General features: G+C 60.2%; 19 protein-coding genes and 1 pseudogene. 12 read left to right on the top strand and 8 right to left on the bottom strand.

Annotation, left to right across the window (positions count from 1 at the left end):
- Positions 1–259 precede the first annotated feature (259 nt).
- From BSK43_RS32460 to BSK43_RS32440, 5 genes and pseudogenes are all read right to left on the bottom strand, one after another.
- Positions 260–1,020: pseudogene (locus tag BSK43_RS32460) on the bottom strand (SDR family oxidoreductase).
- A 13-nt stretch (positions 1,021–1,033) separates the two neighbouring features.
- On the bottom strand, positions 1,034–1,846 hold the full coding sequence (locus BSK43_RS32455; protein WP_136687415.1) for an ABC transporter permease: 813 nt from the start codon (positions 1,844–1,846) through the stop codon (positions 1,034–1,036).
- A complete protein-coding gene (locus BSK43_RS32450) occupies positions 1,846–2,712 on the bottom strand; it encodes an ABC transporter permease (protein WP_068396186.1) in 867 nt (288 codons plus the stop codon). Before BSK43_RS32450 ends, BSK43_RS32455 begins: the two co-directional genes overlap by 1 nt.
- Before the next feature lie 85 nt (positions 2,713–2,797).
- Positions 2,798–3,961: a spermidine/putrescine ABC transporter substrate-binding protein gene (locus BSK43_RS32445; protein ID WP_077467585.1), complete on the bottom strand. Its 1,164-nt coding sequence runs from the start codon at positions 3,959–3,961 to the stop codon at positions 2,798–2,800.
- 22 nt (positions 3,962–3,983) lie between these two features.
- Positions 3,984–5,075, bottom strand: coding sequence for an ABC transporter ATP-binding protein (locus BSK43_RS32440; RefSeq protein ID WP_077467584.1), 1,092 nt, complete (start codon positions 5,073–5,075; stop codon positions 3,984–3,986).
- Between the two features lie 192 nt (positions 5,076–5,267).
- Here BSK43_RS32440 and BSK43_RS32435 point away from each other — a divergent pair, with 192 nt between their 5' ends.
- From BSK43_RS32435 to BSK43_RS32415, 5 genes are all read left to right on the top strand, one after another.
- A complete protein-coding gene (locus tag BSK43_RS32435; protein ID WP_077467583.1) occupies positions 5,268–6,080 on the top strand; it encodes a helix-turn-helix transcriptional regulator in 813 nt (270 codons plus the stop codon).
- Positions 6,081–6,316: 236 nt separating this feature from the next.
- Complete coding sequence (locus tag BSK43_RS32430) at positions 6,317–6,961, top strand: YdcF family protein (protein ID WP_205910681.1); 645 nt, start codon at positions 6,317–6,319, stop codon at positions 6,959–6,961.
- 328 nt (positions 6,962–7,289) lie between these two features.
- Positions 7,290–7,646 (top strand): response regulator, encoded by a 357-nt coding sequence (locus BSK43_RS32425; RefSeq protein WP_136687486.1) that lies wholly within the window; start codon positions 7,290–7,292, stop codon positions 7,644–7,646.
- 196 nt (positions 7,647–7,842) lie between these two features.
- Positions 7,843–8,115, top strand: a complete 273-nt coding sequence (locus tag BSK43_RS32420) for a DUF2934 domain-containing protein (RefSeq protein WP_077467581.1) — start codon at positions 7,843–7,845, stop codon at positions 8,113–8,115.
- A 126-nt stretch (positions 8,116–8,241) separates the two neighbouring features.
- Positions 8,242–8,490 (top strand): hypothetical protein, encoded by a 249-nt coding sequence (locus tag BSK43_RS32415; protein WP_077467580.1) that lies wholly within the window; start codon positions 8,242–8,244, stop codon positions 8,488–8,490.
- A gap of 179 nt (positions 8,491–8,669) precedes the next feature.
- On the opposite strand, the gene BSK43_RS32410 is transcribed toward BSK43_RS32415, so the two are convergent.
- Together BSK43_RS32410 and BSK43_RS32405 are read right to left on the bottom strand one after the other, a co-directional pair.
- On the bottom strand, positions 8,670–8,924 hold the full coding sequence (locus BSK43_RS32410; RefSeq protein WP_136687413.1) for a hypothetical protein: 255 nt from the start codon (positions 8,922–8,924) through the stop codon (positions 8,670–8,672).
- Between the two features lie 73 nt (positions 8,925–8,997).
- Positions 8,998–9,957 carry an ROK family transcriptional regulator gene (locus BSK43_RS32405; protein ID WP_077467578.1) on the bottom strand — a complete coding sequence of 320 codons (960 nt, stop codon included), beginning with the start codon at positions 9,955–9,957 and terminating at the stop codon, positions 8,998–9,000.
- Positions 9,958–10,608: 651 nt separating this feature from the next.
- Between BSK43_RS32405 and BSK43_RS32400 the strand changes: the two genes are divergently transcribed.
- From BSK43_RS32400 to BSK43_RS32370, 7 genes are all read left to right on the top strand, one after another.
- Positions 10,609–11,610, top strand: a complete 1,002-nt coding sequence (locus tag BSK43_RS32400; RefSeq protein WP_136687484.1) for an ABC transporter ATP-binding protein — start codon at positions 10,609–10,611, stop codon at positions 11,608–11,610.
- A 14-nt stretch (positions 11,611–11,624) separates the two neighbouring features.
- On the top strand, positions 11,625–12,497 hold the full coding sequence (locus BSK43_RS32395) for an ABC transporter permease (RefSeq protein ID WP_077467576.1): 873 nt from the start codon (positions 11,625–11,627) through the stop codon (positions 12,495–12,497).
- Positions 12,494–13,303: an ABC transporter permease gene (locus BSK43_RS32390; RefSeq protein ID WP_068396205.1), complete on the top strand. Its 810-nt coding sequence runs from the start codon at positions 12,494–12,496 to the stop codon at positions 13,301–13,303. Before BSK43_RS32395 ends, BSK43_RS32390 begins: the two co-directional genes overlap by 4 nt.
- A 30-nt stretch (positions 13,304–13,333) precedes the next feature.
- A complete protein-coding gene (locus tag BSK43_RS32385) occupies positions 13,334–14,380 on the top strand; it encodes an extracellular solute-binding protein (protein ID WP_077467575.1) in 1,047 nt (348 codons plus the stop codon).
- A gap of 107 nt (positions 14,381–14,487) precedes the next feature.
- Entirely contained in the window at positions 14,488–16,464 is a 1,977-nt protein-coding gene (locus BSK43_RS32380) for a primary-amine oxidase (RefSeq protein WP_077467574.1), read from the top strand.
- An 89-nt stretch (positions 16,465–16,553) separates the two neighbouring features.
- A complete protein-coding gene (locus BSK43_RS32375) occupies positions 16,554–17,297 on the top strand; it encodes a DUF2182 domain-containing protein (protein ID WP_169055491.1) in 744 nt (247 codons plus the stop codon).
- A 121-nt stretch (positions 17,298–17,418) separates the two neighbouring features.
- Entirely contained in the window at positions 17,419–18,636 is a 1,218-nt protein-coding gene (locus BSK43_RS32370; protein WP_077467698.1) for an MFS transporter, read from the top strand.
- A 22-nt stretch (positions 18,637–18,658) separates the two neighbouring features.
- Here BSK43_RS32370 and BSK43_RS32365 read toward each other — a convergent pair whose 3' ends face one another.
- Positions 18,659–20,404, bottom strand: a complete 1,746-nt coding sequence (locus BSK43_RS32365) for a GMC family oxidoreductase N-terminal domain-containing protein (protein WP_077467572.1) — start codon at positions 20,402–20,404, stop codon at positions 18,659–18,661.
- Positions 20,405–20,406: the final 2 nt, after the last annotated feature.

Raw genomic sequence — 20,406 nt, 5'->3', positions numbered from 1 at the left:
CCGCCGATCAGCAAAGTCAGCTTCTGGCCGGGGCAATGGCATTCAATAGGTCGTGCTGCCTTAAGATCGGCTTGCACAGCGACAAGGTTCCGATCGAGCCGAAAGTCGCTCGTGATGGCTTTGATTGTCGTGAGGTGGGTCGCGGTATGGGTAGTCCTACCTATGCGTCTGTTGGATTGGATGGCTTGTGCTATCGCAGCCGTTCACCAGCCATGGAAAGCGCCTTGGCTTTATTTCAGCGGATCGATTGCGGCGTCGCCTAGACGACCGTTTCGCCGCCATCAACGACGAGAATCTGGCCCGTCATGTAGGAGGATCGGTCCGAGACGAGGAAGAGGATCGGCTCGGCAATTTCCGAAACGTCGGCCCATCGTCCGAGCGGCACTTTCTCGGCAATATAGCTTTCGATGGCGCCACGGCCACCCATCTGCGCGATGAACGGGGCGTTGAACGGCGTGTCGACCCAGCCGGGGCAGAGCGCGTTGACGCGAACACCGAACCGGGCGTAATCGCCTGCCATCTGCCTGGTCATGGCGATGACAGCATGTTTGCTCGTCGTATAGGCGATCATTTCGCGGTCATAGAGCACACCCGATGAAGACGAGGTGTTGAGAATGACCCCTTTACCCGCCTTCTTCATGACCGGCATGACGAAGCGGGATGCCATGAAATGAGCGCGGACGTTCAGGCTCCAGGAGGTGTCGAAGCCTGCGACCGCCACGTCTTCGAGACTGCCCGCCACCTGCGATCCCGCATGATTGTGCAGGATATCGATGCGGCCGTGACGGGCGGCAATCGCGGCAATTCCCGCTTCGAGCGCGGTGTCGTCGGTCACGTCGACCGCGAGGGCTTCGCTGCTGCCGCCGGCAGCCGCAATCTGGCTCACCGTTTCCTCGGCATTGGCCAAATCAATGTCGGCGACAACCACATGCGCGCCTTCGCGCGCCATGATGAGCGCGCCGGCGCGACCGATGCCGAGCCGGCTCCGGTGACGATTGCGACCCGGTCCTTGAGTATCATGATGTTTCCCCGGTCAGTTTGTCGTTGTCTTTTCGCGCATCAGGAAGCGCGCGATGAAAATGAGGATGAGTGAGGCGATCAGCACCATCGTCGCGATCGCATTGATTTCCGGTGTCACGCCACGGCGAATGGAGGCGAACACATAGATCGGCAGTGTCGTGTTCGATCCGGCGACGAAGAAGGCGATGATGAAATCGTCGAAGGAAAAGGTGAAGGCGAGCAGGAAGCCGGCGAGGATAGACGGCATGATCTGTGGCAGGACGATCTGCCGGAACGTCGTCATCGGCGTGGCATAGAGATCGCTGGATGCCTCGACGATGTCGCGTCCGAGGCCGGCGATGCGCGCCTTCACGATCATCGTCACCAGCGCCATCGTAAAGAGACCATGTGCCGCGATGATCGAGCCATAGCCGAGCGCGAATTTTGGCGGCTGGTCGCCGGGCCAAACGGCCGCGATCAGCGGATTGATGACGCCGAAAACCTCGACCAGCGCTACCAGCGTCGCGATGCCGATGACGACGCCCGGCTCGACGATCGCGGCGGCAAAGAGCCCGTCGAAAATGGCGCGGGTGCGGGCGCCGAGCCGTTCCATGCCGATTGCCGCCATCGTGCCGAAGATCGCCGCCAGCGCCGCACTGGTGAAGGCGATCATCAGGCTGTTGCGCAGGGCTTCCATCAGGAAGGTGTTGGATAGCGCTCGCCCATACCATTGCGTCGAGAAGCCGGTGAACTCGCTCGCATTGCGGCCCGCATTGAAGGAAAACAGCACGACGAGCGCGATCGGCGTATAGAGAAACAGATAGACGAAAGTGACGAGCGCGCGCATCAGACGAGATCCACCTGGCGGGTGCCGGCAACGCGCCAGGCGATGCGCATGGCGACAAGCAAGACGATGACGACGACGGCAACGAGGGTGACGGCGATCGCCGATCCGAACGGCCAGTTGCGCGATTGCAGGAAGAGATCGACCAGCGCATTGCCGATGAAGAACACCTTGCCGCCGCCGAGAAGCTGCGGAATGAGGTATTCGCCGAGCAGCAGGATGGTGACCAGGGCAACACCGGTCATGACACCCGGCAATGATAGCGGCAGCGTAATGCCGAAGAAGGTCGAGATAGGCTTGGCGCCGAGATCGGCAGACGCTTCCAGCAGCCGTCGGTCGAGCTTTTCGAGGCTGACATAGATCGGCATGATCATCAGCGGCAGGTAGCCATAGACGATACCGAGCAGCACCGCGCCGGGTGTGTTGATGAGCCTGACGTTTTCGATGCCGACGAATTCGAGCAGGTGCGGAATGCCACGTGCGCCGAGCAGATACATCCAGGCGTATGTGCGCACGAGGAGACTGGTCCAGAAGGGAACGACAACAAGCGAAACCAGCAGCAGCCGGCGTTGCGGACTTGCCTTGACGGCGAGGTAATAGGCGACTGGATAGGCAACCAGCAGACAGGCAGCAGCACCGATCGGCGCCAGGATCAGTGTATTGACGAAGGCTGTCGCCCGAGCGCCGAGATTGGCGAATTGCTCAAAGGTAAATGCCGCCTGATATCCGCCTTCCGGGGCACGCTCGCCGAAGGCAAAGACGATGATGGCGATGAAGGGCAGCACCAGGAAGACGAACAGCCAGATACTTGCCGGGCCGACAAGGGCAGCAGTGACGAGGCGCCGTTTGGTGGCAGAGGTTAGGGGCATCGAGAGGTTCTTTATCCGCCGGTTCGGAAGGCGAGGCCGGTCCCTTGCCACCAAGGCGGCAGGGACCGGAGTTGGGCGAAGGCGATCAGGCCGATTTGAAACGTGCCATCAGTTCGGCGCGGTTCGGATCGGTGAGCGTCGCCGCGGCACCGAATTCCAGCGGCGTCAGCGCGGCTTCGTCGGGATAGACGATCTTGTTCGAGGTGATCTCCTTCGGCAGCAGCGCGATGACACGGCTGTCGGTCGTCGGCGCACCGTTGGCGATGTGCTCCTTCACGGCATTCTTCGGGTCCATGAGGTAGTTGAGCAGAGCGTAGCCCGCCGCCTTGTTCGGGGCATCCTTCGGGATCGCGTAATAGTCGGTCCAGATCTCGCCGCCATCCTTGCCGAGCACATAGGCAAGTTCGGGCATATCGCGGTTCAGCTGTGCGCCGTCATTGGTCCAGCACATGGTCAGCCACGCGTCGGTCGAACGCATCGATGGCTGATAGTCGGAGTTGATGGCGAAGAGATGCGGCTTGACCTTGATGAGCAGCTCTTCGGCCTTGGCGAGTTCTTCCGGCTTGATCGAATTGAAGTCGTAGCCGAGGGAAACGAGCGCGCTGCCGATGGTGGTCAACTGATAGTCATGCACCATGGCGCGGCCATCGGCTTCGGTCTGGGCAATCTCGAAGAAGTCCTTCCAGCTTGAAAGCTTGGTCTTGAGCTTGTTGGTGTTCACGGAGAAGCCGGTCGTTCCCCAGTTCTTCGGCACGGCATAGGTCTTGCCGTCGATCTGCCCTTCCTTGGTAAAGCGCGGGCTTTCGGTCGCCTGGCTGAAGTTGGGGATCTTCGAAAGATCGAGTTCGTCGATGAGGCCAAGCTTGTGATGGGTCGAAATCGTGTAATTCGTCGGCACGAAGAGCGACCAGCCGGACGCGCCTGCCTGCAATTTCGCGAGCATTTCCTCGTTCGAGCCGAAGACGTTGACCTCAACGGCGACACCGGTTGCGGCCTTGAAATTCTCGAAAGTGGCGGGGTCGTGATAGTTTGGCCAGGTCGCGATCGACATCTGCGTGCCGAGCTCACCGGCGGCATAGGCCGGTGTCGAAAGCGCACCCGGGAAGCGCGCCAGAACCGCCGCCGCAAGGCCAAGGCCGGTGATGTTCAGGAAGTGGCGGCGGCTGACGGAGCCGCGTTTCAGGCGCATGAATTCATCCATGAAGCCTTCGGCGGAGATGGGGAGATTGTCCTTGTAATCCTTGCTCATGATGCTGTTCCCTTGTTTTGGCTTATGCATTCGATGCTGGAAAGACATGTATGGCTTTGGGGTCGAAGCCGAGGAAAACCTCCTCGCCCGGCGCCACGAGATCGCTGTCGCTCATGCTGCGGCGATCGGCCGTGATCAGGAAATCGCCTAACCCCGGAACGCTGACGGCATATTCCGCCGATGAGCCGAGGAAGATGCGATGCGTAACCGTCCCCTTGAAGGATGTGCCCGTCGTCGTCCGGGTGCGGGTCAGGTGAATTGCTTCCGGCCGAAGGGCCGCAATTGCTGCGCCGGGAGAGAGGGGTTTGCCGGCCGCAATCGCGGAGCCATCCGCGAGGCGAAGCGTCGTGCCGTCCGCTTCCATCGTCGCGGCAATCCGGTTGGTCTTGCCGACGAAATCAGCAACGAAGAGATCGGCCGGCCGATCGTAGACTTCCTGCGGCGTCCCAAGCTGGCGGATGCGGCCGGCGCTCATGACGCAGACGATATCGGCCATCGAGAGCGCCTCTTCCTGGTCATGCGTGACGAGGACGAAGGTGATGCCGAGCTCGCGCTGTAGCGTCTGCAGCTCGATCTGCATGGCCGAGCGCAGCTTCTTGTCGAGCGCGGCCAGCGGCTCATCGAGCAGAAGAACGGAGGGGCGATTGACGATGGCGCGCGCCAGCGCCACGCGCTGCTGCTGCCCGCCCGACATCTCGTGGATCCGCCGTTTGGCAAAGCCGCCGAGTCGGACCATCTCCAGTGCCTCGGCAACGCGGCGGCCGATCTCCGCGGACCTGATCTTCGGGCGCATCTGCTTCAGCCCATAGGCGACGTTCTGCTCGACGTTGAAATGCGGAAACAGCGCGTAATGCTGGAACACCATGTTGACGGGACGGCGGAAGGCCGGAACGCCATTCATCTCGCGCCCGTCGATCAGCACCGTGCCTTCGCTCGGCTGCTCGAAGCCGCCGATCATGCGCAAGCATGTCGTCTTGCCGCAGCCTGATGGACCGAGCAGCGCCAGGAAGGCGCCCTTGGGCACATTGAGGTTGATGTCCGTCACGGCGGTCACGGCGCCATAGGCCTTGGTGACCGAACGGAATTCGATATCGTTCGTCGAAGCGGATGCCACGTCTGTTCCCTGCGGTTGGTCTGGAATTGGCAGTCTTTACTGCTCTAATGCCACCGTCGTTAGCGAAAGAGTAAGCCTGAGCTTCCTGTAAGGTATATACCCCGAAAGAGGTATTTCCGTGCAAAATGCTTCGTGGGAGGTGTATATGGAAATTGCGCTGTATTGCGCAGGGCGGCAGAGGGGATCCGTCAGATGAGCACCGACCTTGAGGGCCTTTTTGCTGCCTTCAGCGCCACGATCGGCAGACCGGCGATGGCGGATACCGAGTTCGGAGAGACCTTTCGTCAAATGATGGCGGCGCTGGTGCGCTTCGACTATGTCGTCGTCTTCGCCTATCGCGGCAAGGAGCGGCCGATCGATCTTTACAGCACCTTCGACCCTGAAGAGCATATCGTCTTCGTGACGCTCTATCAGGCCGGCCCCTATCTGCTCGACCCCTTCTATCATACGGCGCGCGAGCGCCGCGAAGGCGTGCTCAGGATGCGGGAACTGGCGCCGGACCGCTTCTTTTCCAGCGAATATTACCGCACTTACTATGTCCAGACCGGTCTTGCCGAGGAGATCGGCTTCTTTGTGAATGCCGGTGAAGATGTCACGATCGTGCTGTCGCTGATGCGGCGCGAAACGACCGGTATTTTTCCGCCGGCCGAATTCATGACGCTCAGGAAAGTCGAGCCACTCGTGACTGACATGGTGAGGCATTATTGGTCCGGCCTTGCGCCGCGCTTCGATGCGCAATTGGCGGCCGGCGGCAGGAGCAGGCGCAAGCCGGGCCAGACCGGAAATATTCCGCCTGCGGATGCCGTCTGGCGGGACCTCAACCTGACGAGCCGCGAGACTGCTATCGTCGAGCTGGTATTGCAGGGGCATTCATCGGAATCGATCGGGCTCAAGCTCAATATCTCGACGGGTACGGTGAAGGTTCACCGGCGCAATGTCTACCGCAAGCTCGGCATTTCCTCCCAGACACAGCTGCTCTCGCTGTACCTGAAGAACCTTTCATAGGTTGGTCAAAAAGCATCCATTCTTGTGGCGATGCCTCGACACGGTCGAGCGCTGCCACTGCACGCGGACCTTCAACTGCCTGAATGGCGAGATCGGTGCCGGCAGCCGCCGCAGCCCCGGTCGGAATAATCCCGGGCTATCGTAAGCTTGGCGTTTACGATAGCGGGATATAGGTGTCGAATTCAGAGAGATAATCCGACTTGCCAAGTCGGATTTGCAGAAGGATTGCCGCAAGAGTGCGTCTTATATTTCGCTACCTCAAGTTCGCGGTCTTGACGGTAGCCATCGTGTGGATCGCGGCGGCTGCCATCATCTGTGTGCGCGGCATTACCATGCGCTATGACAAGGCCGATATTGCGGTGGTCTTCGGCAACGCGCTTTACGGCGATGGGACCCCGAAGCCGATCTTGGCGTCTCGACTGGATGTCGCCGTGAATTGCTATCAGACGGGATATTGCGCAAAACTTTTTGTCAGTGGAAGCATCGACGGCCCGGGGCTCGATGAAGCAGCTGCGATGCAGACCTATCTATTGGCACGCGGCATTCCGGCCGATCGCATCATCGTCGACAACAAGGGCGACAACACGCTGGCAACGGCTCGCAATGCGATCGACTATATGCGGGAGCATCAGGTTTCCCGCGTCATGCTGGTAAGCCAGTACTATCATCTCCCGAGGGCGCAACTCGCATTCGAGCGGGTGGGTGCCTCCGAGGTATATGGGACGTTTCCACACGCGTTTCAGATTCGCGATCTCTATTCGAGCTGGAGAGAAGTGCCCGCATTTGCAATTTACAGCATCAGGCTGGCGTTGAACCCGGATTCAAAACCCATTTCCTTCAGGCCGATGCAATTCATTTTGAGCGTCTTCGCCGCGCAATAGCCGCCACCGATTACATCGCTGTATTCGCAATGAAGTTCCGCTGCCGTCTCGGTATCTGCTTCCTCGTGCCGGCATATCAGAGTCTCGTCCTCAGCCAGGCCTATTTTGAAAAAAGCTCGTCATAGGAGTATCCGTCGAGCCTATTTGTCTGGTCTCAAGAATCGACTCCACATACAAGCGATGAGGGTCAATGCTGCGTTCGATTTCACGCAACAGTGAATCGACGCCACATTTCACGTTTCGAAATAATGGTGGCTTCTTTATATCTAGATGGAACCAAATGATGTTTTCGGGGTTAGTAGCGACCCAGGGGGATTGCATGACACAGGTGAACCCGAAGGTACTCGTCGTCGAAGACGAACCTTTGCTACTGATGACGGCGATCGATATCGTCGAGGGTGCCGGTTTCGAAGCCGTTTCCGCTCGCAATGCGGACGAAGCCATCCGTCTCCTCGAGAGTGTTCCGGACATACGGATATTGTTTACCGACATCCACATGCCGGGCTCTATGGATGGCCTGAAACTGGCGGCCGCGGTGCGCGAGCGATGGCCGCCGATCGAGATCATCGTCGCCTCCGGCATGACACAGCCCGAGGCGACGCAGATGCCGGAGCGCAGCGTTTTCTTTTCAAAGCCGTACGATCCTCGCAATGTCTCGGATGCGCTCCTCAAGTTCAGCGCATGACGGCATCGGTTGCCGTGTGAGCGAATAGTCGCCCCACCTCCTTCACTCGGCTCATCGCTAGCCCAATGCATTTCCGACACGGCCGCTACGCTGGACAGGCTAAACTCAAGGCTGCCTTCTCAAACCATCACCTCCCGCTCGGAACAAAAGCTCGCTGCCAGAGTTCGAGATAGCAGTGGCATTGATGGAGAAAGACATGAATGAGGACGATATCAGGAAGGCTGCCTATGCCCGCTGGCAAGCGGAAGGTGAGCCGGAAGGTCAGCACGAACGCCATTGGCGCGAAGCCGAGGAAGAGTTGACGTCAGGCAGCGATGAGCACACCTCGGCACCCTCCAGGGATCATGCAGACGATTCAATATCCTCGCCTTCCGAAGATGATGACGAGACGAGTTCAGAAGCCATTCCTGCGCGCGGGAATGGGCAAAGAGGCTTCAAGCCCGGCGAGCTTGCCTCAGAGAACAAATAGGCCTGGTGCAAATACCGAAAGGCGGCGTCTGCTTCTTGCGGTCACGCGCCGGAAGAGCCGGCGCAATCAGGCTCCCATCAAGCGGACAGCTGATCACCTGAAAACATACAATCGAAGGAGCATACCATGACAAAGCGTCAGCCGGTGTCGGCGGCAGCACATGTTTCGAGTGCTTCAAAGACACCCAAAAGCAATAGAATTCGCTCCGACAAAGGCGACAAAACTGCCTATGAACGCGGTGCAGATGCGGGCAGAAAGACGGACTCGCAACCGGCCAACCCCTATCCGGACGGCAGCGATGCCGCCAAGACTTTCGAACATGGGCAGCTGGATGCTCAAAAGGTCAGGAGCAACGACAAGCCGCCTGGGAGGTAGTCCGCCTTTCTCGGGTTGCTCGGCTACGTAGATGGGCTTGATGGTTGTTCGTAGCTTCCAGTCTCACGCGGGAAAAACGGGACATGCATTGCGCTTTTATGGCCCTAGCTGGTCAAAGACCTCTGATGCAAGATTATTCAAACGCTGTTTGATAATTAATGCCTTGAAAGCGTCTTTCCTTACTCCAAGGCAGAATCGATTCCCAGGGCGGCGAGCGCCGGATTGGCGGCCATGGGCGTCTTGCTGATGGTCGCGCGCCAGGAGGCGCCTGACGTGCCGGGCTGCATGACGATGGCGATCGGCAGGGCGGCGGCGCCGAGCGCCGGCAGTTCGGCGGCATGTTCCGCCCGCATCAGGCGCGGATGGCTGTTGGAGTGCCGGTGCGTCATCGTGGGTAGCAGCGGCGTTGCGGCAGCGATGATTCCGTCCAGCAATTCCAAGGGCAGCCGCCGCCGATGACGACGGTATCGGGGTCGAGCATGGCTTCGACGTTGCGGATGGCGATCTTCAAATATTGGCCGGCTCCTGTTGCCAGGCGAGCAATCGAGCGTCGCCAGCGCGAAAACAGGCGGCCAGCTCTTCGGCGGGCACCTCGTCCGGCGTGCGCGTCGGGCCGCAGATGGTTTCAGCCGCCGAATAGAACGAGACATATTGCTCCAGGCAACCGCGGCTGCCGCAAGGGCAAAGCCGGCCGCCGGGCTTGACGATCATATGGCCGATTTCCCCGGCGCCCCCGAAAGCGCCGCGATAATGATGGCCGTCCATAACGAGGCCGCCACCGACGCCCAGATTGAAATGCAGGTAGAAGAAGCTGCGGGCGACGCGGCCAATGCCGTAGAGGCGTTCGCCGATGGCCGCCACGGTCGCGTCGTTTTCGACGAAGGTTCGCACGCCGGTCAGTTCTTCAAGCTTTGCCGCCAGCGGAAATTTGGTCCATTCGTCGGCTTCCTGAACCTTGTCATACCAGAACGTGCCGTTCTCAACTGTCCCCGGAACGCTGCAGCCGATGCCCCAGATCTTCTGCCGCTGTATCCCCGACGTCTCGACAAGCCGGTTCACCAGAGTGCCGAGTGTCTGGGCGATCAAGGCGGGCTCGCGCTCGATCAGATCCTGCGCCTCGCTGGCGACGACCGTGCCGGTGAGGTCGACGAGGACGCCGGAAACCCGGCGATAGGCGAGAGACAGGCCAATCGTATAGCCGCCCGCCGGATCGAGTGACAGCTCGACGGCGGGTTGTCCGCGCTGTCCCAAACGCTTGCCCTGCTGGCGAATCAAGCCGGCAACTTCCAGTTCCGACGCAATGTTGGAGATCGCCTGAACGGTAAGGCCAATCGTCTTTGCCAGTTCCGTGCGCGTGATTGGTCCGCCACGACGCACGGCATCGAAGACCGCGCGGCGATTGAGCGTGCGGGTCTGCGCCAGATTGGTGCCCGGCATTGCGCCGTCGCGATCTGCTGAAGTGGCCATGCCTGTTCTCTCATCAAAGCTCCGGTTGCAAGATATTCAAAAACCGTTTAATTAAAAAGTGTTGTGTTATTAGTCATGTGACACCTCGTTGCGGGCAAACGTGCCGGCACAGTCTTGGTCGGCATGCAAGGGCTTTCGGTTGACCGGAATGGCGGCGCCGGGAGTTCCTGTCCGGCAAGCTCCGGTCATGTCGGCTGCAAACACGAAGAGCATGCATCAGCTGAATATTCGAAGAGACGGAGCTCTCCAAAGGTTCAACTTCTTTCGAGTAATTAGTAACCAGATAGTTATGTAGTGACTGAGCTTGACCTTTGCCTCGCTCCCGAGGCCGGCTCTTGTCGCTGTTGAAAAATTGCTGAGACGGGCACTCCCCACGTTCTTGAATAGAGCGTTGCTGGAGGGGAAGTTCTTATTATCTCATTTCATAAATACAAATAAAATCAACATACTATTGAGATTATTGAGCCGTTTCATGCCCTTAGAGTAGATGATGAGAAATCATGCGCTACCGGTTCACAATTTCCTGGCGCCGATGCTGGCGATTTTTAAGTTTGGCTAGGTCAGCGCCGCTTGACAGGAGAATTTTGCCGCTGTTAGCTATTCACCAAATGGTTATTTATAAAAAACCTGAGGGGCTAAAACGTGCAGGCTATGATCGGTATAGAGGGTGTCTCGAAGTCCTTCTCCACGAAGGGCGCCGGTCTCGTCACCGCCTTGAACACGGTTAATCTCACAATCCAGGACAATGAGTTCTTCACCCTGCTCGGCCCCTCGGGCTGCGGAAAGACGACGCTGCTGCGTCTGATCGGCGGGTTTGAGGCGCCGACGACGGGCAAGATCCGCATCGGCGATATCGACGCAGCCTCGCTGCCGCCGCAGAAGCGGCCCGTCAACACGGTGTTCCAGAGCTATGCGCTCTTCCCGCATATGACGATTGCCGAGAACGTCGCCTTCGGTCTGCAGATGCTCAAAGTGCCGAAGGCCGATATCGATCAGCGGGTGCGCGCCGCGTTGAGCATGGTGCGGCTCGACAATTATGCCTCTCGCAGCCCTCGTCAGCTCTCCGGCGGTCAGCAACAACGCGTCGCGCTCGCGAGGGCGCTTGCTCCGCGCCCGAAGGTGCTGCTGCTCGATGAGCCGCTGTCGGCGCTGGATCTGAAACTCCGCAAGGAGATGCAATCGGAGTTGAAGCGCCTGCAGCGCGAGACCGGCATCACCTTCATTCTGGTCACGCACGATCAGGAAGAGGCATTGGCAATGTCGGATCGCATCGCCGTCATGTCGGCAGGCAACATCCTGCAGATGGGCGAGCCCAGGGAGATCTACGATAATCCGCAAAGCCATTTCGTGGCGGATTTCATCGGCGAGTCCAATGTCATTCCCGGCACTGTTCTCGGACGCGACCCCGCCATCATGATTGCGGTGCGCCCCGAGCGGGTTGCCGTTTCTCCCGCCATGAATGCGGGGCAGGGGCGGGCCAGAGGCACGATCGCGTCAGTCACCTTCCTTGGTCTCGATACGCTCTATGAGGTCACGCTCGACGGCGGCAGCAAGGTGCGCAGCCGCTGCCGCGATGCCGAGCTTTCCCTGACCGCCGGGCAATCCGTCGTCGTCGATTGGCCAAGTGGCGTCGAACGCCACCTGCTGAATTGAGTGGAGGCGATCTCGTGAACGAAAATCGCACTCTGGCTCTTATCGCCCCGGCCTTCCTGGTCATCGGCATCTTCATGGTGCTGCCGCTCTGCATTGCCGTCGTCTATTCCTTCATGACCGCCAATCCCTATGGCGGCGTGACCATGCCGCTGACCTTCGATGCCTATGTGCAGTTCCTGTTCCGGCGCGATTTCGACGACAGCCTGATGTTCTCGTGGAGCTACGTGATCATCATCCTGCGCTCCATCTATCTGGCGGCGGCAACGACGATCATCTGTCTTGCGCTTGGCTTGCCTGTCGCCTGGTATATCGTTTGCCGGGCGCCGGAGCGCCGTCGAATCCTGCTGTTCTTTGTCACGCTGCCGTTCTGGATCAACACGCTGATCCGCACCTATTGCTGGGTGCTGATCCTGCGCGACGAGGGACTGGCGAACGGTCTTTTGAAGTCGTTGGGTGTGATCAACGGTCCGCTGCCACTGCTCTACAATGATGGCTCGATCCTGCTGGGCTTGGTCTATACGTTCCTGCCCTTCATGATCCTGCCTGTCTATTCGACGCTGGAGCGCATCGACCCCCGGCTGATCGAAGTGGCCTATGATCTTTATGCCAATCGTTATGCCGTCTTCCGCCGCGTGATCTGGCCTCTGGCCAAGCCCGGTGCGCTGGTTGGCGCCAGCCTCGTGTTCGCTCCTGCCCTCGGCTCTTTCCTCGCGCCGGACCTGCTTGGTGGCGGCAAGAAGCTTCTCATCGGCAGTCTCGTGCAGATGCAGTTCACCACCTCGCGCAACTGGCCCTTCGGGGCGGCACTGTCGATCGTCGTGACGGTGGGCGTATTGCTGATCTTCCTTGCCCGTGCCCGCAAGGTGCCTGAGGAGGGTCGCTCATGAAGACCGCGCGACCCTTCGATTGGCGTCATACGCCCGGCCTTTCGGCCTTCACGGCTGTGATCATGCTGTTCTTCTACGCGCCGCTGGCGATCCTGGTGATCTACTCCTTCAATGCCAACCAGCTGGTGACGGTGTGGAGTGGTTTCAGCTTCCATTGGTTCGTCGATGTTGCGGCCAACACCGATATCCGCCGCGCTGCGTTCAACAGCATTATCATTGCTATCGCCGCGACGGTCGCTTCGACCCTGATCGCGACGGCCGGAGCCCTGGCGCTAGAGCGCGGCAAGCTGCGCTTCGGACGGGCGACGGTGACGGCGATGATCGCGCTGCCGCTGATCGTGCCGGAGATCATCGTGGCGATCATGACGCTGATCTTCTTCTCGATGGTCGGCATGCATAACGGGCTGGTCAATCTCATCATCGCCCATACCGTCTTCTGCATCCCGTTTGCGCTGCTGCCGGTGCAGGCCCGCCTGCGCGATATGGGCGGCGCGCTGGAAGAGGCGGCGCGCGATCTCTACGCCAGCGAGTGGCAGCTGTTCCGGCGCGTGACACTGCCGCTCTTGATGCCGGCAATTTCGGCCGGCGCCTTGATGGCCTTCGTCGTTTCGCTCGACGATTTCCTGATCAGCCTGATGGTGTCCGGAGCCGGGTCCACGACGCTGCCCGTTTATGTCTACGGCATGATGCGGCTTGGCGTGACGCCGGAGGTCAATGCCATCTCCACCATTCTGCTTGCGGTCTCGCTGGTCTTCGTCACGGCGTCGCTTTTGCTCGGACGACGAAGCCAGAAGGCGGAACAATAATCTCTAGGCAAAAATAACAGAGAGGGAACCATGACCAAAATGAAGAAACTGCTCCTGAGTACCAGCCTGCTTGCAGGCGTTGCCTGCGCCATGCCGCATGCGGCTTTTGCCGATGCCGGCGTGCTGCATATCTATAATTGGACGGACTATACCTCAGACGAGATGGTCAAGAAGTTCGAGGCGGAAACCGGCATCAAGGTGACGATCGACACCTATGATTCCAACGAGACCGCTCTTGCCAAGATCAGCTCCGGCGCGTCCGGCTATGACGTGATGATCATCAGCAACGACTTCGTGCCGATCTTCGCCAGCCAGGGCTTGCTGCAGGATGTCGGCGTTGCCTCGATGCCGAACTTCAAGAACCTGGAACCCAAATGGCAGAAGCGTCCGTGGGACGTCGATGCCAAATACTCGGTTCCGTGGGTATGGGGAACGACGTCCTATTCGGTGGATACCGCCATCTACAACGGCCCGACCGACAGCCTGAAGGCGCTGTTCGAGCCATCCGCCGACCTCAAGGGCAAGATCGGCATGTTCGGCTCGCCAAGCGAAGTCATGTCGTTGGCATTGCTCTACCTCGGCAAGGACCAGTGCAACGTTAACCCGGCCGACCTGAAGCAACTCGACGCATTGCTGCAAGCCCAGAAGCCTTTCGTGAAGGTCTATAATTCCGATGGCACCACGGAACGTCAGGTATCCGGCGAAACCGTCATGCATGAACAATGGTCGGGCAAGGCTCTGGCCGCACGCCAGCAGAAGTCGACCATCAAATACGTCATTCCAAAGGAAGGCGTGATCGGCTGGATGGACAATGTTGCCGTTCCGAAGGGCGCTCCCGATCTGGAGAACGCCAAGAGGTTTCTGAACTTCCTGATGGACCCCGAGAACATCGCCCTGCAGCAGAAGTCGACCGGCTATCAGAGCGCGGTCGCCGGATCGAACAAGTATCTGCCGCCGGAAGTTGGCAATTCGCCGGAATTTAATCCGCCGTCCGACCTCAAGATCGTCTTCGCACCCTCCTGCCCGGAAAAGGCGACGCGCGCCTATGACCGGATCTGGACGGACCTGCGCCAATAATACCGACCATCAGACAGGGCGCGCGTGGCGGCCTGTCGACGACGACGAACCGCGAGGGATGGCCGTTCAGCCGGCCGCCACCGCACTAGAACAGGGAACAGAGTGCCATGAATCAGACCGTTCACCCCGCTACGGCGCAAGCCGGCGTTGCTGCACCGCCGCCGCCAACCTACCTGAAGGCTCTTTCGCCGCTGACCGCGGATGAAATCCGCATCGTTGCCGATGTGGTCAAGGCCGATCCGGAGCTGGGGCCGGCGGCGCTCTTCGAGAATATCGATCTTCGCGAGCCGACGCCGGCGGAATATCGCGCCCATCTGGAAGGCAAGACCTTGGCCCGCGAGGCCCGCGTCAACGTCAACCATATCGACAAGCCGGGCGTCTGGCAGTTGATCATCTCGCTGGCCGACAAGTCGATCGTCGGCCGCAAGCATTTCCCGACGGCGCGCGCCGGCTTCATGGTCGAACAGATGCTGAGCGTCGAGGTCAACGTCAAGAACGACCCGCGTTTCATCGAAGCCTGCCGCAAGCGTGGCATCGAGGATATGACCGGCGTCATCGTCGACTCCTGGTCCGGCGGCAATTTCGGCCACAAGGATGAAGAGGGCCGACTGATCTCCCATACTTTCTCGTGGCTGCGCGTCCACGAATTCGGAAATTATTACGCCCATCCGATCGAAGGTCTGAATGCCGTTATCGACGTCAAGACCGGGGAAGTTCTGCGCGTCGACGATCACCCCGATCATCCGCCGATCCCGATGGCGCGCTATGACTACGACCCCGAATTCCTGCCCGCGCCGTCGGCGCCGCTCAAGACACTCGATGTCGTGCAGCCTGAGGGTGTCAGCTTCACCATCGACGGCCATGCGATTTCCTGGGACAAGTGGACGCTGGCGATCGGCTTCACGCCGCGCGAAGGTTTGGTGCTGCACGATATCCGCTATGACGGACGCTCTGTCGTTCGCCGGGCCGCAATCGCTGAGCTCGTGGTGCCCTATGGTTCGCCCCTCTTCGGCCATGCCCGGCAGAATATTTTCGACGTTGGCGAATACGGCTTTGGCAAGCTGACCAATTCGCTCAAGCTCGGCTGCGATTGCCTGGGCACCATCCACTATCTCGATGCGCATGTGAACGGCATCAAGGGCGAAGCCGTTACCATCGAAAAGGCGGTTTGCATCCACGAAGAGGATACCGGCATCCTCTGGAAGCATTGGGATTTCCGTACCGGCCGCACCGTGCTCAAGCGCGGCCGCAAACTGGTGATCTCCTCGATCTGCACGGTGGGCAATTACGAGTATGCGCAATACTGGCATCTGGACCTGGCGGGCGAGATCGAATTCGAAATGAAGGCGACCGGCATCGTCAATACCAATGCCTGCCATCCCGGCCAGCCGGACAAATACTCGGTCGAAATCCAGCCGGGTCTCGGCGCGCCGATCCATCAGCATGTGTTCTGCGCCCGTCTCGACATGGCCGTGGACGGTTCGGGCAACAGCGTTGTCGAGACCAACTCCTACATGGAGCCGACGAGCGCCACGAACCCCTTCGGCAATGCCTTCTATGCCGAGGATACCGTGCTGAAGACGGAGCTTGCGGCGGCCCGCAGGGCCGATCTTTCCACGCATCGCAGCTGGAAGGTCGTCAATCCCAACAAGCTCAATCATGTCGGCAAGCCCGTGGGCTACAAGCTGCATGCACCCAACTGCGTCACCCCGATGATCCAGGATGATGGTGCTTCCGGCACGCGGTCGAACTTCATCCGCAATCACATCTGGGTCACGCCGTATAATGAGAACGAGCGCTATCCGGCCGGTGAGTTCGTCGCCAACTCCGATGGCTCGGACGGACTTGCAGAAATCGTCAAGCAGGATCGTCCGGTCGAGAACACCGACATCGTGCTCTGGCACTCCTTCGGCCTGCATCATGTCGTCCGTCCGGAGGACTTTCCGGTGCAGCCCTGCATATCCTGCGGCTTCTCGCTGGCGCCTGCCGGGTTCTTCGAGATGAATCCATCGAACAACCTGCCGGATACGGTCAACAAAGCGAGCGTCCTTGCGGGCGACGGCTCGAAGGGATGCTGCTGCTGATCTCCTCAAATTAGGCAGCAGCTCACATGGCGGCTTCGCTGGTCGGGGCCGCCATGTGCTCTCCATCAACACTCCAGTCGGTATTTGCGATGAGTTCGACCATCATGCTTCGCGACACACAGATGCAGGCGATCCTTCTGGGGATTGCCTTTGTCAGTGCGCTTTGCTGGTGGCTTCTCGTTTCGATCATGCCGATGGCAGGCATCATGGTGTGCGGCGTCGAGGGGATTGGGTCGAACATACCGGCCTGGAATTCAGGCCGGGCATTCAGCCTCCTGGCAATGTGGATTGTCATGACACCGGCTATGATGCTGCCGGGCGCGGCTCCTGCAATCATGCAGGCGTCCTGGAATCATCGCGGCCGCCTCGATGTCTATACTGCAGCCATGTCGGTCGCGAGCGGCTATCTCCTCGTAATCCTGCTCGGAAGCGTTGTCGCCGCACTGGTACAATGGGCTCTGGAATCCCACGGCGTCCTGATCGGCGGCGCGACCATGGGCAATCCGAAATGGAGCGGCCTTCTTTTCATTGCTGCAGGCCTTTATCAGGTCCTGCCGTTCAGGCGCTCGCCGAAGCCGTTTTGCGTAACGGGGACTTGCGGCGGGGGTACAGGAGTGAAAGCGGGGTTGCGACACGGCAGAGCATGTTTTAGCAGCTGCGCCGGCATGATCTGCCTGCAGTTTGCCGGTGGTGTGATGAATGTCGGCTGGATGGCGCTTTTGACCGCATGGATGCTGGCGGATGCGATCTTGCCCTGGAAAAGGCATGTCGCCGTTCTGGCGGGAGTAGCCTTGCTTGTGAACCGCGCTCTGTGCCTCGCAATGACGTCCTGAGCCAGATCACATTTGAGCGATCTGCCCATTTTTCATCTTCTGATTAGTCATGGGCCGGCCTAAAACCACTTCGCATTTCCTTGAGATCATGCTCAAGTTGCCGCCGAATCCGGAGATCTCCATGCAAGATGATGAAACATTGGCGGCCGACAGGGTCGAGCAGGAACCCTCGCGCGCCTTTGTGACTGTTGTGGCGGTCGCCACGGGAGCACTTGTCGCCAATCTCTATTATGCCCAGCCACTGGTTGCCTCCATCGGTGCCGAGCTTGGCATCAGCGACCGCCTGGCAGGTTCGATCACTGGCATCACGCAGATCGGCTATGGCGCCGGTCTCTTTTTGTTGGTGTCGCTCGCCGATATCGTCGAGAACCGGCGGCTGGTGCTGGTGACACTTTCGCTCACCATCATTGCGCTGATCGCGGCTGCTGTCTCGACGGTTGCAGTTCCGTTCTTCATCGCCTCATTCGTCGTTGGGGTCTGTTCCACCGGCGCGCAGGTGCTGATCCCCTTCATCTCCCACATGGTGCCGCCCGAGCGGCGTGGCCGCACCGTCGGCAACATCATGGGCGGATTGTTGACCGGCATCATGCTCGCGCGTCCGGCTTCGCTGTTCATCGCCGCGAGCTTCGGCTGGCGCGCCGTTTTCTGGTGCTCGGCAGTGCTGATGGTGTTGATCCTCGTGGCACTGGTGCGCATGATGCCGAAGCATGCAGTCAAGGGCAGTCTGCACTACGGCCAGATCCTCACTTCGATGGCGGGGCTTTGGCTGGCCATGCCGGCTCTGCGCTGGCGCGCAGCCTTCCAATTTCTGATGTTTGCCGCCTTCAACATGTTCTGGACGGCCGCACCGCTGATGCTTGCGGAGCAACTCGGCCTCAGCCAGCGCGCGATCGGATTTTTCGCGCTTGCCGGTGCGGGCGGCGCTCTTGCCGCACCTCTGGCCGGACGCCTTGCCGATCATGGTCACTCCACCATGGTCACCCTCGGTTCGATGCTGCTGGTCGGCGTGGGCTTCCTCGCCACCGGCTGGGCGGCGGCAATCCCGACCGTGGTTGGCCTGGCGATCCTTGCATTCCTCATCGATGCCGGCGTGCAGGGCAATCAGGTGGTCAGCCAGCGCATCATCTTCTCCGCAGCCGGGCAGGAAAATCGCGGCCGCATCAATGCGCTATACATGACCGTAACCTTCATCGGAGGCGCACTCGGCTCGCTGCTTGGCACCGTTACCTATCATTGGGGCGGATGGACCGCCTCGGCCTTGGCGGGCGGCGCGCTGGGTCTGCTGCTTCTTATCCTTTTCGGCCTGCAGCAGGCGACGGCATCCCGCCAGCCGGCGTGATGCGTGGCTGAGTGCCGCGCTCTTATGCCGATGGCGAGGCAGTGCGCGCCGGTGATGAAGCGCCCTGCCGTGCGGCCTTGATGTCGTCGGCGATCTTCTCCGCCATCATGATCACGGGCGTGTTGGTGTTGGCGCGCGGGATGGTCGGCATCAGCGAGGCGTCGCAGATGCGCAAACCGGCGATGCCGTAGACTTCGCCGCTGCCGCTGGTCACGGCAAGCGGGTCGCTCTCCGCGCCCATCTTGCAGGTTCCCGAAGCATGCCAGACGCCGCCGACGGCACCGCTGACGAATGCGGTCAACGCCTTGTCGTCGGCAAGCAGGTTCTCGATTTTCACGCCGAGCGTCACCACGGAATTGATGAGCCAGGGGCGCAGGGCATAGGAATGATCGAGCATCGCGCCGAACAGGCCGCGCTGGATCTGGTTGAGCATGCCCGGACCGCCAAGCTTCGCCACCCGCGGCGAATAGCTGGTTGGAAATACCGGGCCGCGATGTCCGTCCATATGCTTGTCGAGCAATGTCTGTGCTCCGAGACGGAAGGCGGATTTCAACCGCTCGAGATCGCGTTCGTCGGACAGCATGCGGAAATCGACCAACGGCTCCTCGCGCGCATCGGTGCTTTTCAGCTGCACATGTCCGCGCGAATAGGCCTTGTTGACCCAGATGAACAGCGTGCCAACGCGCTGGCCGACGCTGTGCCAGCCGGAACGCGCGATCATCGCCGCGTGCATGTCGCCTTCCGGCGTGCCCGGCAGGCCCGACGAAAAGCGCAGGATGGCGTGATCGTGATGTTCATCGAGATCCCGCAGTCGCGATTGCGGCGGCAGATATGTGGAAACGGCCGTCGACGGATGTTCCATCAGATTGCGGCCGATGCCGGCCTTGTCAAGGGCAACCGCGATGCCGAGCTTGTTCAACTGCTCGCCGGGGCCAATGCCGCTGCGCATCAGCAATGCCGGTGTATGGATGGCGCCGCAGCTGACGATGGTCTCGTGGGCGAGGAGTGTTTCAGTCCTCGAGCGGTCCCGCGCATCGGAAATGACTGCGCCGGTAACACGCCCGGTTTCGAGCACCAGCTTGTCGGCGAAGCGGTCGGTCAGGATGCGCAGATTGGGCCGCGCCCTGACCTCGGGCGAGAGATAGGCGACGGAGGTCGGCACGCGCTCGCCCCTGTCGCTGACGGCGATCGCGCCGACATAGATGCCGTCCTTCCATTCACCATTCTGGTCGGGGCGGCGCTGATGGCCGCGAGCGACCATGGTGTCGATGACGCTCTTGACGAAGGGCGACATGTTGGCCTGCTTGATGCGGCGGATCGGGATCGGGCCATCCTGTCCGTGATAGTCGTCATTGAAATCGAAATCGTGTTCCAGCTTGCGGAAATAGGGCAGGGCCGTTTCCCAGGACCATCCCTTCGCGCCCTCGGCGCCCCATTCGTCATAATCGCCCGGTGCACCGCGATTGGCGACCATGGCGTTGACAGCAGATCCGCCGCCGAGTACGCGGCCCTGTTCATAACGGCGCGGGCTGCGCCCGGCGATTTCGCCCTTCGGTGCGCCGATATAGGCTTTGAGCTCGGACCAGATATTGCCTTCGTCGATATAGGCGCGGCCGGGATAGCGGCTGCGGATATTGTCGGGAAGGCTGCCGGCCGCAATGTTGCGGCCGGCTTCGACGAGAACGACCTCAACGCCGGGATTTTCGGAAAGACGGGCGGCCAGAACGCAGCCTGCGCTGCCACCACCAAGAATAAGGTAATCAATCATGG

Origin of the sequence: Rhizobium sp. P44RR-XXIV (genome assembly GCF_001999485.2) — a bacterium.
Classification (GTDB): domain Bacteria; phylum Pseudomonadota; class Alphaproteobacteria; order Rhizobiales; family Rhizobiaceae; genus Rhizobium.
This window is presented reverse-complemented; position numbering and strand designations above follow the sequence as displayed.

Excerpts from the sequence above, each read along its gene's own strand:
- BSK43_RS32365 (WP_077467572.1), bottom strand. The coding sequence starts at position 20,404 with ATGATTGATTACCTTATTCTTGGTGGTGGCAGCGCAGGCTGCGTTCTG.
- BSK43_RS32390 (WP_068396205.1), top strand. The coding sequence starts at position 12,494 with ATGAAGACCGCGCGACCCTTCGATTGGCGTCATACGCCCGGCCTTTCG.
- BSK43_RS32385 (WP_077467575.1), top strand. The coding sequence starts at position 13,334 with ATGACCAAAATGAAGAAACTGCTCCTGAGTACCAGCCTGCTTGCAGGC.
- BSK43_RS32455 (WP_136687415.1), bottom strand. The coding sequence starts at position 1,846 with ATGCGCGCGCTCGTCACTTTCGTCTATCTGTTTCTCTATACGCCGATC.
- BSK43_RS32445 (WP_077467585.1), bottom strand. The coding sequence starts at position 3,961 with ATGAGCAAGGATTACAAGGACAATCTCCCCATCTCCGCCGAAGGCTTC.
- BSK43_RS32450 (WP_068396186.1), bottom strand. The coding sequence starts at position 2,712 with ATGCCCCTAACCTCTGCCACCAAACGGCGCCTCGTCACTGCTGCCCTT.
- BSK43_RS32380 (WP_077467574.1), top strand. The coding sequence starts at position 14,488 with ATGAATCAGACCGTTCACCCCGCTACGGCGCAAGCCGGCGTTGCTGCA.
- BSK43_RS32415 (WP_077467580.1), top strand. The coding sequence starts at position 8,242 with ATGACAAAGCGTCAGCCGGTGTCGGCGGCAGCACATGTTTCGAGTGCT.
- BSK43_RS32405 (WP_077467578.1), bottom strand. The coding sequence starts at position 9,957 with ATGGCCACTTCAGCAGATCGCGACGGCGCAATGCCGGGCACCAATCTG.
- BSK43_RS32420 (WP_077467581.1), top strand. The coding sequence starts at position 7,843 with ATGAATGAGGACGATATCAGGAAGGCTGCCTATGCCCGCTGGCAAGCG.
- BSK43_RS32375 (WP_169055491.1), top strand. The coding sequence starts at position 16,554 with ATGAGTTCGACCATCATGCTTCGCGACACACAGATGCAGGCGATCCTT.
- BSK43_RS32435 (WP_077467583.1), top strand. The coding sequence starts at position 5,268 with ATGAGCACCGACCTTGAGGGCCTTTTTGCTGCCTTCAGCGCCACGATC.
- BSK43_RS32400 (WP_136687484.1), top strand. The coding sequence starts at position 10,609 with ATGATCGGTATAGAGGGTGTCTCGAAGTCCTTCTCCACGAAGGGCGCC.
- BSK43_RS32370 (WP_077467698.1), top strand. The coding sequence starts at position 17,419 with ATGCAAGATGATGAAACATTGGCGGCCGACAGGGTCGAGCAGGAACCC.